Consider the following 14838-nt stretch of genomic DNA (forward strand, 5'->3'; position numbering starts at 1 on the left):
CTGATTTGGTGAATGTCAAACCGAATGCCTTTGCCAATTTGTTTTTTGATACAAAAATAAGCGAGCTATCCTATGAATAGCCGCTTTCATTGTCTACCTCAACCACCAGTAGAATCTTCCTTATTTTTCTGTTGCTTCTATTATTTTTGGATTCTTTGCTTTCTCCACTTTTGCTCTTCGGACAAAATGTTCTTTTTCCACCACAAAAGAAACGAATAAGCTTCCAACAATGGCCCATAAAGGTGCACTGATATTGAAGAAAGTCACACCTGACATCCCAATAATTAAAGCAAAAAAAGCGCCCATTTGAAATTGGTTGTCCGAAAAAGCCGTTTTGAGGGAATTTATAAGAACACCAAGCATGGCAAGTCCAGCAATGACACTCACAATTACACCAGGCATCGCAATGACAAGCGGAACGACGATTGCCGCAAGCAAGCCAAAAGTCGAAAATAATCCTCCGCTTACAACTGCAGCAGCATACCGACTTTCTTTTTTCCCTACCTCTTCCGCGGAACAGATTGCCGTCATCGGTCCAGCAATATTAATGGCATGTGCACCGAAAAACGAAGCAATCAGGCCAACAATGGAACCGTACATCGCCATCGCATTATTTGGCGGCTTGTATCCTTGAGCCATTAACACACCGGATGCTTGGGCATTTTCGGTGCAGATGATCAATAACGCAAGCGGAATTCCAATCGATACAATGGCATCAAAACTAAATGTCGGTACAATCAGTTGTGGAAGGATCCATGCATGCTGCGTGTCTTGAATTTGAAATTCATTCATCAAGATGGCCAACAGAACCGCGATGAGCAAAGCAGATAAAACAGGTGGAACTTTTTTCAAAAAACGTGTAGAGAATAAAAAAGCGAGGATCGCAGAACCTGCCAGCACAGGCGAAATCGTAACGGATGTAATCATTTCCGTCGAAAAACGAATCATCACACCAACAATCATACCCATGACAATCGGAACCGGGATCCACTGCATCACTTTGTCGATTAAGCCGGACGCACCTAGCAAAATGACAAGGAGATGGGCAACTAAATAAGCCCCGATTGCTTCTTGTAATGAAAAATGCGTCAAAGCACCGGCCACTAAAACTGCTCCGGCAATAGAATGTGCACCCGCGATCGGTTGACGGTACTTGAATGATAAAAATAGGCCAAGTAATCCACTAAAAAAATAAACGGCAAATATCCAACTAATCGTCTCCACATACGACAATCCACCGCTTGTTGCGCCCCCAATGATGATCAAAGCAGGACCTGTACACCCAAAGATTGCCGCAACTAATCCCGCGCTGACCGTATGTACATCGAGATGCTGACGTAAATCTTTAATGCTTGTCAGTCTCGTATTTTCTTTCATTCCAGCAATCCCCCTTATTCAATGACCCCTTCTCCTAGTACTATACAACAATATTCCCAATATTGCGCATACAACACCCGGAACTGTTTTCAAAATTGAGTCGGAGTTGTATGAAGAACTGGTACGAGTTATCCATTGAAGCATCTCTGTAGGTACAAAACCAGGTGGAGAAAAACGTATCCTTTTTCTCCACCCGATTTATTTTGAGGACTTATCAGACAGCCCCTATTTGCCATGCGAACTAGGAAGGCACGCTTATTTTTTAATTCGAACGCTGGTTTCGGCGACTTATACGTGACATCATACTTGATCTAATTTTTTCGCTTGAATCTGAAAGCGTAAGTCCGCGACAGCTTTTATGAACACTTGATCATGAGAAACAAATAGAATCGTTCCTTCATAGCCAACGATAAATCGTTCTAATGCTTTGATTGCATGAAGATCTAAAAAGTTGGTCGGTTCGTCCAGCAATAAAATATTATAGTCACCTAAGAATAGCTGACATAGTTGCAGGCGTATCGCTTCTCCGCCGCTCAATGACTTCACGCTTTTTTGCAGATCGGTTCCGGCAAATTGCATCGCATGCAACACACTTCGTAAAAATCCTTCATCATAGTCTGATCGATTTTTAAGGAAGTCCAGCACGGTTTCATCCGTTGTAAATCGATAGCTCATTTGCCGGAAGTAGCCGATTTTCGCTTTTGGCGAAATCGTCAATCCCTCACCTTTGTTTGCAATATGGTGAAGCAATGTACTTTTCCCCACACCGTTAGCACCTGTAATCGCAATTTTTTTACCAAGTGGCAGTTGGAAATTCACGTTATCCAATAGTACGTGATGTGAAACTTGAAGCGTAAGCTGTTCTGCCATAATTGGAAATTTGTTGTGCAAGGTCAATGTTTTCGATTGACGGAAGATAATTGGCTTCTCTTCCTGAACAGCTTCGATTTCTTCAAGTTTTCCCAGCCGCTGTTCAATTGCTTTAGCTGCACGATGAATCGCTTTTTGACTGGTGCCTTTCGATTTCGTCTCAATCATCCGATTAGGCTTCGACTTGACTTCTTTTTTTGACATGCTTGCCGCTTGTGCAATCTTTTCGGCCTTTTTCATTTTATCTTGCGCCGCTTTTTCCAGGCGGCTCTTCTCTTTGACGAATTGTTCATGCGCATGGCTTTGCTGTTCACGTTCGAGCTGTTTTTGTGCATGGTAATCGCTATAATTTCCCGTGTAGACATGCACTTCACCATCACCGACTTCCCATATCGTGTTGACCAGTTCGTCTAAAACAGCCCGATCATGGCTAATTAACACGAGCGCGCCGTAATAATAACGCAGTTCATCAAGTAAAAACGAAATACCTTCTTGATCCAAATGTGTTGTCGGCTCGTCGATGAGCAATGCTCCATAATAATGTGCAAACAATTGTGCAAGCTTTAATCTTGTTTGCTCCCCACCGCTCATCCCCTCGAAATATTGCGGTACAGCCAATCTCCCAAGCAATGCGGGGTCCGCTTCTGCAACAGAAGGCAATTCAAGTTGCTCAAAATAGCCGCTCTCTACATGGCGTGTCACTTTTCCGCGAGTCGGTTGAATCTTGCCGGCAAGTAACTTCAACAATGTACTTTTACCTGCGCCATTTCTTCCGACAATACCGATGCGATCGAACTGATGGACAGTTAATCGGTTAATCTTCAATAGTTCTCTATCCAAGTATGTCATTTCTATATTTTCTATTTCAAAACAAATTTGTTCCATATTCGCTACCTCCGAAATTTGTGATTTCGTATCGATAGCTAGGATCGATACGAGCTTTTCTATCATTCAGCTCGTATCAATAGAACAATAACATCATCATAAAAATCCCTCCGATTCCAAAACAAAAAACACAAGCTATCTGCCTGTGTTTTAGAGTAAATGGAAAATGACCCATTCTATTTGAGTTGGGTTAAACCTGTATTACGATCATCAAACAAACCAATCTTTTACTAAACCCAAAAGAGTGGTTCTAATGTGAAGATTATTAAAAAAGGACAAACTTATCCCGTTTACTCTTTCTATACAGACAGAGCCTTTGAACGTATTCAGTTATCGGTTCAAAGTTGGGAAACGAAGTCGCATACTGTGTGTCATTTTTTAATAATCCTCCTTGATATTCAAAAACTCATTTTCAGAAATCAAATCACCAATAGAACGGCAAGTTAAAAAGTGCTCTCTCTATTGAAAAGAAGCACATCTTATGATAAATTTATATAGATAGACATATTGTATAAATTATTTTGTATATCCCCTTATTTTAATTATACGATGTAATCTATCTGTTAGTCAACCCTTTTCATCATTTTTTTAAGGAGTGTTTGCTATGGAATCAAAATTTCAACAAGAGCAAGAGCGAGTAAACGATGTAATGGAGATTATTCAAGAACAAATTAGCAAGTTGGAAACAGATACTACCCGACAGCGCAATGAAGTAGTTCAAATTCGCAAACATTTCTGGGATGAGGTTAAGGTGAATGTGGAAACCTTTGACGATTATCTTGAAACCATCATTGGATTAAGACAAGAGGCGCAGGCACTCTCTGTAAGCCAAGGTACACATCGGCATGCATCCAAACGATTGTCCACGCTACGCCGTATGAAAGAGTCCCCTTACTTCGGTCGGATCGATTTTATCGAAGATGGTACTTCCACTGAAGAAACCATTTATATTGGCATCGCTACACTGACAAATGACAGTGGCGAAGATTTCCTGATCTATGATTGGCGAGCACCGATTTCGACGGTCTACTATGATTACCAACCCGGTTTTGCTCAATATGCCACGCCTGGCGGTGTCATCCAAGGCAGATTGGAGAAAAAATGGCAGTACCTCATCCGCAACGGCGTTCTGCAATCGATGTTCGATACGAGTCTCACAATTGGAGATGAGATTTTACAGCAAGTATTGGGTAAAGGCACCGACAAACATATGCATAATATCGTAGCCACCATTCAACAAGATCAAAACCGGATCATCCGCCACGAACAAGGCAGACTTCTAATTGTTCATGGTGCGGCGGGCAGTGGGAAAACATCAGCCGCTCTCCAGCGGATTGCTTATTTGCTATACAAACATCGGGACAATATAAATGCGGATCAAATTATTTTATTTTCACCCAATACGCTGTTCAACAGTTACGTGTCCAATGTGTTGCCGGAACTCGGTGAAGAAAATATGCAACAAGTCACTTTCCAGGAGTATATAAATCATCGACTTGGTCATGCGTTTCAAGTTGAAAATCCTTACGACCAATTGGAGTACGTTTCATCGGCTAGTCAATCCCCTTCTTACAGTTCAAGACTGGCAAGCATCCGCTTCAAAGCATCGCCACTCTTTTTCGAAGCGATGGAAGCCTATCGTAAATCATTAGAGGTCTCCGGTATGCTATTCAGCGATATGATTTTCAGAGGAAAATCGATTGTCACTGCCGCACAAATAGCCGAAAAATTTTACAGTTACACCCCTTCCCTCCGCTTTCATAATCGACTTGAAAAGATAAAAGAATGGCTGTTGGAGAAATTAAAGGAAATCCAAAAGGTTGAACGGGCGAAACCGTGGGTACAGGAAAAAATTGAATTACTAAGCAAGGAGGAATACGATCAAGCGCATGCTTACTTAGCCAAAAAACGAGGGTTTAAAAGGGATGCGATTGCCGATTACGAGATGGAGCCTGCAGCCCTTGCCCTATTGATTGTTCTACAGAAATTGAAGCCTTTACGACAATGGATCCGAGCATTTGATTTTATTGACATCAAAGAAATCTATCAGCAACTTTTTACTGACCCACTGTATATTCAACAATGGATTGATGGCGAGATACCAAAGGAGTGGCCCATCATCTGTGAAACAACGTTGAAAACGGTGGACGAAGGCAAATTATTTTACGAAGACGCTACCCCATTTTTACTGTTGAACGAACTCATTCAAGGCTTTCAGACGAATCGTTCAATTAAACATATCGTTGTTGATGAAGCGCAAGACTATTCACCTTTTCAATTCGAGTTTTTGAAACGTTTGTTTCCGGCAGCCAAGATGACAGTTCTAGGCGATTTCAATCAAGCAATCTTCGCTCATGCAAGCGAAATGATTGATTTTCGCACGCTCACCAATCTATACGGGCCTGCTGAGACGGAAGTGATCAATCTAGCCCGAAGTTACCGCTCCACTAAACCAATCATCGAATTTACACGAAGTCTCATCCCCAACGGAAAAGAAATTATCCCCTTCAATCGCGACGGCGAACGGCCTGCATTGAAGAGGTTGAGCAATCATGCAGAACTGCATCGTTGCATTATCACTAAAGTCGCCCAGTTGCGAAACCGTAATTACAATAGCATTGCAATCATCTGTAAATCCGCCGAGGAAAGTAGGCGTGCTTATGAAGCCCTATCCGACATCGCAGATATCAAACTGTTGAAAAGCAATTCAATGGAGTACGAGCAAGGAGTGGTCGTCGTACCATCCTATTTATCTAAAGGCATTGAGTTTGATGCGGTCCTCATTTATGATGCTTCGGAGCATGTATACGGAGATGAAAGCCTACGCAGAGTTTTCTACACCGCTTGTACAAGAGCGATGCATGAATTGCAACTGTACAGTGTCGGTGAACCGACCCCATTATTGAGAAACATTCCACAGAATCATTTCAGTCAAGCTTGATTTTAAAAAATCAGCCGGCACTTTGTAAGTCGTGAATTAACACTTACAGAATGCCGGCTTTTCGATTCTTTCAATTGTATCTACAAGAATTCCAAGGCGTTAAAATACAGGTGGGGTAACTGAAAATAATACAACTGCCTGTTGTGTAAAATTGTTTTCCCATTTATGTTTCAAATTTGCTGGTATTTTCACGCTATCACCCGCTTCCAATAGATATTCTTCTTCGCCCAAATAGACTTTAATTTTCCCCTCTACAATAAAAGCGACTTCTTCTCCTTTATGTTCTAGTAGCTTTTCTGATGAAGAAGTATTCGGAGGAACGTTCATAATCGCAGTGGCCAGATTCCCCGTAAAATCAGATGACAGTAACTCATAAGACAGATTACCAATGATCATTTTCTTACGTTGACCTGACCTTACGATTAAATCGCCCGTATTCACTTCTTCGAGAAAAAAACTGAAAGTTGGAACGTCAAGCGTTTTAGCTAAAATCTTTAAGGTTTGGATGGAAGGATTCGCCAAACCTCGTTCAATTTGACTTAACATTGAAGGTGTAATGTCGGCTTGCTTTGCTAATTCCCTACTACTCCACCCTTTAGCTTCCCTATACTTTTTAACTTTATTACCAATATCTATGTTTTCCATAATCATAGCTCCCCTCGGATTATTAATTAATATTAAATAAATTAAATTTAAATTAACACGAAAGAGCTTGTGTGTTAAAATAAATTTAATGTTGTTAAATCGTATTTTAACATGTCACTTATCACAAAGATATTAGGAGGATCAGACAGATGAAGGAATTTGAAGGTAAAGATATACAAGCGTGGAAAGATCAACACCCACTTTTAAACGAGCTCATTTCATTGAAGGAAGTATTTTGGATCAATCCCCATATTGAAAAATTCCAAAGTGGGATGGACAAATCCCCTCTCACTCAAGAAGACGTAAAAGATGCGGAGGAAAGGTTGAAGCGTTTCGCTCCTTATATCGCCAAGGTCTTTCCTGAAACAAAAGAAATGAACGGTCTTATTGAATCTCCTTTGGTGAGAATCCCTTCCATGAAGCAATTCTTGGAACAAGATTCTCAACAACCTCTAGTAGGCGAACTATTGCTAAAGTGCGATAGTCACCTTCCTATATCGGGATCTATTAAAGCAAGAGGTGGCATTTATGAAATCCTTAAACATGCTGAATCACTCGCTTTTCAACATCAGTTGTTAACGATTCAGGAGGATTATTCAATTTTCGATAGTGACAAGTTTCGTACTTTCTTCTCCCAATATTCCATCGCGGTAGGCTCAACCGGTAATTTAGGGCTTAGTATAGGCATCATGAGTGCCAAGCTCGGTTTTAATGTAACCGTTCATATGTCAGCTGATGCAAAACAATGGAAAAAAGATTTGCTCCGAAGCAAAAATGTCAAAGTCGTTGAATATGAAGCGGATTATAGTAAAGCGGTAGAGGAAGGTCGGATGCAAGCGAAAAAAGATCCTACATGCTATTTTGTGGATGATGAAAATTCCCATGATTTATTTTTAGGATACGCAGTAGCAGCATCCCGATTAAAAAAACAACTAGAAGAATTAGAGATCACAATCGATAACGATCACCCTTTGTTTATTTACCTTCCATGCGGAGTAGGTGGTGGTCCTGGTGGCGTCGCTTTCGGCTTGAAGTTATTATTCCAGGACAATGTGCATTGTTTCTTTGCGGAACCTACCCACTCTCCATGTATGTTACTCGGCTTGATGACGGGTCTTCATGATGAAATTGCTGTACAAGATTTCGGTATTGATAATGTGACAGACGCGGATGGGCTCGCTGTGGGAAGACCATCTGGATTTGTAGGGAAAACCATGGAACCATTTTTAAGTGGGAATTACACGGTTAGCGATGAACAATTGTATAAGCTGCTAAAGGGATTAGTCGATACAGAGAGCATCCGTTTAGAACCTTCCGCACTGGCGGGCATGATTGGACCAAGTAAATTATGTAAAGAAGGAACCGATTACTTACTGAAGCATCATTTAACAGAAAAAATGAATAAGGGTACACATATTGTTTGGGGAACTGGCGGAAGCATGGTTCCCGAAGAGATGATGAACGAATATTATCAAAAGGGAATGAAATTAGCGTTAGAGAAATAAAAATGATGACACACGGGGCGAATTAGCCCGTGTCTTTTTATACAAATTCAGAGGTCAATACTTACAATCGGGAAATGTATATGACAAAAAAGAACAGTAAAAGAAATCAGCGGCGCTCATTGCTTCACCGAACTCATATTACGCATATTCTTCTGTAAAACGATGCGATTTTCTTGAATGGTCATGCGGTAATAACTTACTAGATATCATGTTTTTTCAAGATAGAGAGTGTTACAATAGTTGAAATAACTGTTAATGAAGGTGGTGTGCTGGGATGTTTAAATTTGTCATGCCTGAAGTGATTTTTGGAAGTGGTTCAATCCATCAAGTCGGTGAAAGCTGTGCTCGTCTGGGTGCTCGAAATGTGTTGATTGTTACGGACAAAGGAGTGATCGATGCAGGTTGGGCTACGTATGCCGAAAAAAGCTGTCGGGAAGCAGGACTTTCATCAATTATTTATGCCAATGTCAGTATTAACCCTACAGCGTCGGAAGCGGAGGAATGTGCGCAGCGCTATCTCGAACATGAATGTGATGCGCTAATCGGAATCGGTGGCGGCAGTGCCATTGATACGGCTAAAGCCGCGGCCATTCTTGCAACGAATGGAGGCCATCTCCGTGATTACGAAGGTGTGGATCGGATTTCAAAACCGCTTCCCCCACTTGTCATGGTGTCTACAACAGCAGGTTCAGGTTCTGAGGTTTCACAATTTTCCATTATTGTTGATACAGAACGGCAAATAAAGATGACAATTGTTTCAAAGTCTCTCGTACCCGATATCGCGATTATCGATCCCGACGTACTTGCCACAAAGAGTGCCCGACTAACGGCTTCCACAGGACTCGATGTGTTAACACATGCAATTGAATCATTTGTCAGTGTAGCTGCTACTCCGCTAACGGATGTTCACGCCAAAAATGCATTGAAACTATCTACTCAATTTTTACGTCCATCCGTTGCTTCCCGATACAATAAGGAAGCAAAAGAAATGATGGCGATGGCGAGCCTTCATGCCGGACTTGCCTTTTCCAATGCCATCCTTGGTGCCGTGCACGCGATGGCCCATACGATTGGTGGTCGCTATCCATTTTTACACGGAGATATCAACGCGGTCCTCCTTCCACATGTCATGGAGTTCAATGCATTGGCGGCACCTGTAAAGTTTAAAGAAATGGCTGAATTGATGGGTGAAGATGTTCGAACGCTCTGTACGGTAGCGGCCAGTGAAAAGGCAATTCATCATGTCCGCAAACTTGCGGTTGATATCGGTGCGCCCCTTACACTCTCAGAAATGGGTTTTGAGGAATCGGCTATTCCTGCGATTAGTGAAATTGCCTTACTAGACGCCTGCATGATTACAAATCCACGAGATATTTCCGCGGAAGAAGTCACCCTTCTTCTCCGGCGGGCTTTGTAGGTGATATTTTGGAAAGACATGAAATGATCGATTTATTGACAGGCGTCCAATCATCCAAGCGAAATTATTATTCAGAACTGAAAACGACAGTCGATGAATTGAAAAAGAAAAATAGTCAGCTTGAAATTATCAATGAAGTAATGAGCAGTTTTACCTCAAATTTTTCGGTATCGGATATGTTGCAAAACATGCTTTTAAAATTAAAAAGTGTGTATCCGATTGACCGTGTAAGCACAGCGCTTGAGAATGATCACGAACTTGTCCTAAGCTATGTGTACCCGGAGAGCGACATGTATCTTGCAAGAGGCACCCGTTTCCCCAAAAACAACTCGCTTTATCATGACGTTTTAACACTCGGCCACCATACGGTTTACCACGACGACAACAGTGTGTCATTTTTTGAAAAAGAAGGTTTTCAGCGGCTGGGACTAGCCTCTGTCCATTTGTTCCCATTGAAGAGTAATGGAAAAACGATTGGCGTGTTGTCACTTGGTAGTCGTACCCATTTCCAGTGCATCGAAGAAGATCTAGCTTTCTTCTTCAATCTAGCCGATCAGGTTGCCGTTTGCGTGGAAAATTCACGTCTCTTTAGTGAGGTACTGGCTGGAAAACAACGGTGGGAAGAAACATTTCGGGCAGTCTCGGATGCCATTTTGATTATCGCTCCCGATGGCACGGTTGTATCTAGAAACGACGCTGTTCAGTTGGACTGGCCGCTTGAAGTCGGTCAGAACATACGAACGGCTATCGCAAAAGCTACCCGTTCCGGAGAAGATCCTTTTCAGAAAACGATTGAAACGAAAAGGCCCTACTCTGCTGAACTTCATCATGAAAATAAAATTTATGACTGTTCTTGGTACCCACTTTTGGGAATGGATGCATCCATTGACGCTGTCATCTTATACCGTAAAAACGTAACCGAAAAACGTCAAATGGAAGTGCAACTGATGCATTCCGGACAACTTGCCGCTATCGGGGAGATGGCGGCTGGTGTGGCACATGAACTAAACAACCCGCTAACAGCCATCATTGGCAATTCTCAGTTATTGCTTAGAACCCAATCAAATAACGTAGAAATGAAGCCACTACTCGAAGATATCGATCGCTGTGGTAAACGTTGCCGGACGATTATCCGCAGTCTGTTAGCCTTTTCCCGCCAAGATGATTTTTCATTTAAACCTTGTTCTTTGAATGAAGCCGTCAGCGAGGCACTTCATTTAACCCGCCAGCAAATTGAAAAACAGCAGATTTCAATCGACATTGTTCTTGATTCCAGCCTCCCAACTTTGAGCGGTAATTTGCAACAGTTAAGTCAAGTGGCTGTCAACCTATTGATGAATGCAAAAGATGCACTTGAAGAACAACAAGTAGTTCCCAAAAAAATTCGGATCCAAACAAAAACAACAGATAGTTCTGCCCTTTTATGTGTAACAGATAACGGGTCAGGCATCGCACAGGGCATACTGGACGATATCTTCCATCCCTTTTTCACAACAAAGGATACCGATCGCGGCACCGGACTTGGATTATCCGTCAGCTTCGGGATTGCGAAAGCGCATGGAGGTACACTGTTCGTTGAGACGAGCCAGCTTGATGAAACGACATTTATCTTAAAGATCCCACTATCTCATGGAGGGTTGTGAAACGATGAGACATATTTTGATTGTCGAAGACGAAATGGAACTCGGTCGATTTTTGTCACGGTTACTTCAACTAAAAGGCTTCAAAACAACACAAGTAACGACCGGACATGATTTTGATCAGCTCCAGTTATCTTCCTTCAAACTTGCATTTATCGATGTGCGCCTACCGGACAGAAACGGAATTGATATTTTAAAAGCGCTGAAAGCAAAAGTGCCGGCCTGCCCGTGTGTCATCATGACCGGCTACAGTACAGTGAAAATAGCAGTAGATGCCATGAAATATGGCGCTGCTGATTTTATCGAAAAGCCGTTTGAAGACATTGACACCATTGACCAATTGGTTGATCGTTTACTAGGTGAACTACAAAGCGGAACGATTGAAGAAGCCGATTATGAACGAATCGCACGTGACGTCGGTTGCTTTCTTGGCACAAGCCCCTCTATGCACCAGTTGTACGAACTTGCCTTTAAAATTGCACCGAAACAGATTACCGTGCTCATTCAAGGGGAAACAGGAACAGGCAAGGAAGTGCTAGCAAAGTTTCTTCATGCCGCAAGTAACCGATCCGGTCCCAGTGTGGCCCTTAACTGCGGAGCGCTACCCGAATCACTCCTTGAAAGTGAACTTTTCGGCCATGTGAAAGGGGCTTTCACTGGCGCTTCAACGGAGAGGGTCGGGTATTTTGAAGCCTCCTCTTCGGGCACCCTTTTCTTGGACGAAATCGCTGAAGCTTCCCTTTCTACACAAGTAAAACTGCTACGGGTACTCGAAACAGGGGAATTCAGGAAAATAGGTGGGACAACTTCACAACGCACATCTGCCCGTATTGTCGCCGCCTCCCATGTCAATCTTGCAGAAGCTGTTCAGCGTGGGACATTCCGGGAAGATTTATATTACCGGTTAGATGTCATACGACTCGTCATTCCACCATTGCGTGAACGCCGTGCGGACATCCCCTTATTCGTCGACTCTTTTTTAAGACGATCTGGTGAAAACATGACATTTTCGCCAGAATCAATCGAACTGATGAAGCAATATGATTGGCCGGGAAATATGCGAGAATTAGCAAACATGATTCGCCAAATTACTGCCCTGTCAACTGACGGAGCGATCATTACACCAAACCAATTGCCCGCAAAAATAACAGGGGTTCAAAACCAATCCTTATCAGAAAAAACTTCAATAGAAGCTGTTCACTTCCCCGATGAATGGATGCGTTTTTCCGAAAAAGTCCTGCATGTTTACCATGGACAAGAAGACCATCATCTTGACGAACTCATTGATTCCATGAAAAAGATGGAAAAGCGGACCGCTACGGCAGTTATTCAAAAAACGCTTCAAGAAACGGCCGGTAACCGCAGAAAAGCTGCTGAAAAATTGGGCATTTCAACGCGGAAAATCCGCTATTATTTAAACGAAACATAAGAAAAGCACAGAGCTACTGCTTAGACAATGAAAAACGACCGGAAAGCTACCATCGGCTTCCCGGTCTTTGTATAAAAATAGAACGCTTTCGTCCTTACTGCCATTTATCGAGCAATCTATCAAAACTCCAAGACAATTCGTCCGTTAATCTTTCCTTGCTCCATTTTGCCGAAAATATTGTTAATCTCGGAAAGTGGCGCCGTTTCAATCTGCGCTTTTACTTTGCCGCGTGCTGCAAAATCAAGTGCTTCTTTCATATCGATCCGCGTACCCACAATAGATCCTTTTACAGTAACGCCGTTCAATACAGTATTGAAAATCGGAATTGGCAACTCATCGTTTGGCAACCCGACAACGACAAGCGTACCGCCCCTCTTAACCGATTCATATGCTTGTTCAAACGCTTTCTTGGTGACTGCAACACTAATCGACGCCTGCACGCCACCGAGACGTGACTGAATTGCTTCAACTGGATCTTCTTTTAACCCATTCACTGTTTCATCAGCTCCCAGTTCCTTTGCAAGCGTGAGCTTTTCATCGGCAATATCGACAGCAACAACATTGAAGCCCATCGCTTTTGCGTACTGAAGCGCAACATGCCCCAATCCACCAATTCCATAAATCGCTACCCAGTCACCTGGTTTTGCCCCCGACACTTTAAGTGCTTTATACGTTGTTACTCCCGCACATAAAATCGGAGCCGCATCCACTGAACTTAAACCATCCGGAATTTTCGCTACATAATCCGCGGCCGCCAGACAATATTCCGCATATGCTCCGTCAACGGAATACCCCCCATTCTCTTGATCAAGACAAAGTGTTTCTTTCCCACTCAAACAATAATCACATTCTCCGCACGCCGAATAGAGCCATGGAATTCCGACACGGTCCCCCACTTTCACTGCGGTAACCCCTTCGCCAATCTCTTCCACAACACCGACACCTTCATGACCCGGGATAAGCGGTAACTTCGGTTTTACTGGCCAATCGCCATGTGCCGCATGCAAATCTGTATGACAAACACCGCATGCTTCAATTTTAACAAGTGCCTGACCTGGACCTGGTTTCGGTTTCGGCACCTCTTGTACGTCTAGCCCTTTCTTGAATTCACTAACCACGGCTGCTTTCATGAAAAGTCCCTCTTTTTCTTTGACCTTGCCTTCAATTGCTGACTTCATAAAACATTCCTCCCTTAGGTTTATGTCATTCGCATTTATATTTTGCAAGAAGCATGCCGAAGTGGGATTCAAGCAATCATCACCTGTTTTTCTAAAAACCGACCGAAAAAGCGGCAGAATCAGCCGAATACTCGGCTGATTCTGCCTCCAAAATGGCTCAGTGATAGCGCTAACGAAGAGAATCCAAAGTCTGGTTTTGTTTCTTTGACTTAATAATTTCCAAAAAGACAAGCAATACCAATAGTAACAGTTGAAGTTTCTCATTCGATTTACGGAGTCGCATAGGTTAAAGACAACATTAAATAAACTCTTTCGTCAGAACAATTTCTATACGTGTGGAGTTCCTCGCCTTTAAATCTTAAAACATCCCACTTGTTTAATTGATGGTTTTTGCCCCCTACTTCCATTTCTAACTGACCATTTAAGACAAGGACAATTTCTTCAGAACCCGCTAAATGATATTCACTGTACTCACTATTTGGTTCGATACACGCCCGATGCCATTCAACACTACCAAACGCTTTACATAATGGCGTGATAAACCAATCATTATGTTGCCCTGCAAAATGATGATTGGTTTCAAATCGGTATATTTCGCTCTCTTCTTGGAAATCTACTAAAGAGGCGAGGGGTATATTTAACCCTCTGGCTACTTTCCAAAGAATATTAAGTGTCGGGTTTGCCTCCCCTCTTTCAATTTTTCCTAATGTTAGTTTACTAATGTCGCTTACACTCGCCAATTCTTCAATGCTAATCCTTTTGCTTTTTCGAATTTCTCTTAAGTTCTTACCTACTTGACTTGATAAGTCAATGTTTTCCTCACTCATATTGCCACACCTTTCTATTGACCACACCTCTAAAGTATATTATAGTAAACAAAATAGTTAACCATAGTTTATAATAAGTTGAAAAAGTTAACTATAGTATACCAAAAAATCTTCATGCTATACA

At 42.3% G+C, this 14838-nt stretch carries 11 protein-coding genes; 5 read left to right on the forward strand and 6 right to left on the reverse strand.

All coding sequences use genetic code 11. From position 1 onward, the window contains the following. Nucleotides 1-120: 120 nt before the first annotated feature. The 3 genes from MHZ95_RS05005 to MHZ95_RS20970 form a co-directional block, all read right to left on the reverse strand. Nucleotides 121-1377: a benzoate/H(+) symporter BenE family transporter gene (locus MHZ95_RS05005; RefSeq protein WP_239389427.1), complete on the reverse strand. Its 1257-nt coding sequence runs from the start codon at nt 1375-1377 to the stop codon at nt 121-123. A gap of 300 nt (nt 1378-1677) precedes the next feature. Beyond that, a complete protein-coding gene (locus tag MHZ95_RS05010; RefSeq protein ID WP_239389428.1) occupies nt 1678-3132 on the reverse strand; it encodes an Msr family ABC-F type ribosomal protection protein in 1455 nt (484 codons plus the stop codon). Nucleotides 3133-3462: 330 nt separating this feature from the next. Further along, nucleotides 3463-3507 (reverse strand): erythromycin resistance leader peptide, encoded by a 45-nt coding sequence (locus MHZ95_RS20970; protein ID WP_156177705.1) that lies wholly within the window; start codon nt 3505-3507, stop codon nt 3463-3465. A gap of 229 nt (nt 3508-3736) precedes the next feature. Here MHZ95_RS20970 and helD point away from each other — a divergent pair, with 229 nt between their 5' ends. Continuing rightward, nucleotides 3737-6073, forward strand: a complete 2337-nt coding sequence (gene helD / locus MHZ95_RS05015) for an RNA polymerase recycling motor HelD (protein ID WP_239389429.1) — start codon at nt 3737-3739, stop codon at nt 6071-6073. A 99-nt stretch (nt 6074-6172) separates the two neighbouring features. Here helD and MHZ95_RS05020 read toward each other — a convergent pair whose 3' ends face one another. Beyond that, nucleotides 6173-6718, reverse strand: coding sequence for a helix-turn-helix domain-containing protein (locus tag MHZ95_RS05020; RefSeq protein WP_239389430.1), 546 nt, complete (start codon nt 6716-6718; stop codon nt 6173-6175). Nucleotides 6719-6867: 149 nt separating this feature from the next. On the opposite strand from MHZ95_RS05020, the gene MHZ95_RS05025 reads away from it, so the two are divergent. The 4 genes from MHZ95_RS05025 to MHZ95_RS05040 all read left to right on the forward strand — a co-directional run bounded on the left by MHZ95_RS05025 (nt 6868) and on the right by MHZ95_RS05040 (nt 12709). After that, nucleotides 6868-8223, forward strand: a complete 1356-nt coding sequence (locus MHZ95_RS05025) for a D-serine ammonia-lyase (protein ID WP_239389431.1) — start codon at nt 6868-6870, stop codon at nt 8221-8223. 274 nt (nt 8224-8497) lie between these two features. Continuing rightward, nucleotides 8498-9640, forward strand: coding sequence for an iron-containing alcohol dehydrogenase (locus tag MHZ95_RS05030; RefSeq protein ID WP_239389432.1), 1143 nt, complete (start codon nt 8498-8500; stop codon nt 9638-9640). Nucleotides 9641-9648: 8 nt separating this feature from the next. Next, nucleotides 9649-11283 carry a GAF domain-containing sensor histidine kinase gene (locus MHZ95_RS05035; protein ID WP_239389433.1) on the forward strand — a complete coding sequence of 545 codons (1635 nt, stop codon included), beginning with the start codon at nt 9649-9651 and terminating at the stop codon, nt 11281-11283. A 4-nt stretch (nt 11284-11287) separates the two neighbouring features. Continuing rightward, nucleotides 11288-12709: a sigma-54-dependent transcriptional regulator gene (locus MHZ95_RS05040; protein WP_239389434.1), complete on the forward strand. Its 1422-nt coding sequence runs from the start codon at nt 11288-11290 to the stop codon at nt 12707-12709. Between the two features lie 119 nt (nt 12710-12828). Here the strand turns inward: MHZ95_RS05040 and adhP are convergent, their stop codons facing one another. Together adhP and MHZ95_RS05050 are read right to left on the reverse strand one after the other, a co-directional pair. Beyond that, nucleotides 12829-13839 carry an alcohol dehydrogenase AdhP gene (gene adhP / locus MHZ95_RS05045; RefSeq protein WP_239389568.1) on the reverse strand — a complete coding sequence of 337 codons (1011 nt, stop codon included), beginning with the start codon at nt 13837-13839 and terminating at the stop codon, nt 12829-12831. A 317-nt stretch (nt 13840-14156) separates the two neighbouring features. Next, the gene (locus tag MHZ95_RS05050; RefSeq protein WP_239389435.1) at nt 14157-14714 is read right to left on the reverse strand and encodes a helix-turn-helix domain-containing protein; all 558 of its coding nucleotides are present in this window, start codon (nt 14712-14714) and stop codon (nt 14157-14159) included. Between the last annotated feature and the right edge of the window lie 124 nt (nt 14715-14838).

Origin of the sequence: Sporosarcina sp. ACRSM, from assembly GCF_022346545.1 — a bacterium.
Classification (GTDB): domain Bacteria; phylum Bacillota; class Bacilli; order Bacillales_A; family Planococcaceae; genus Sporosarcina.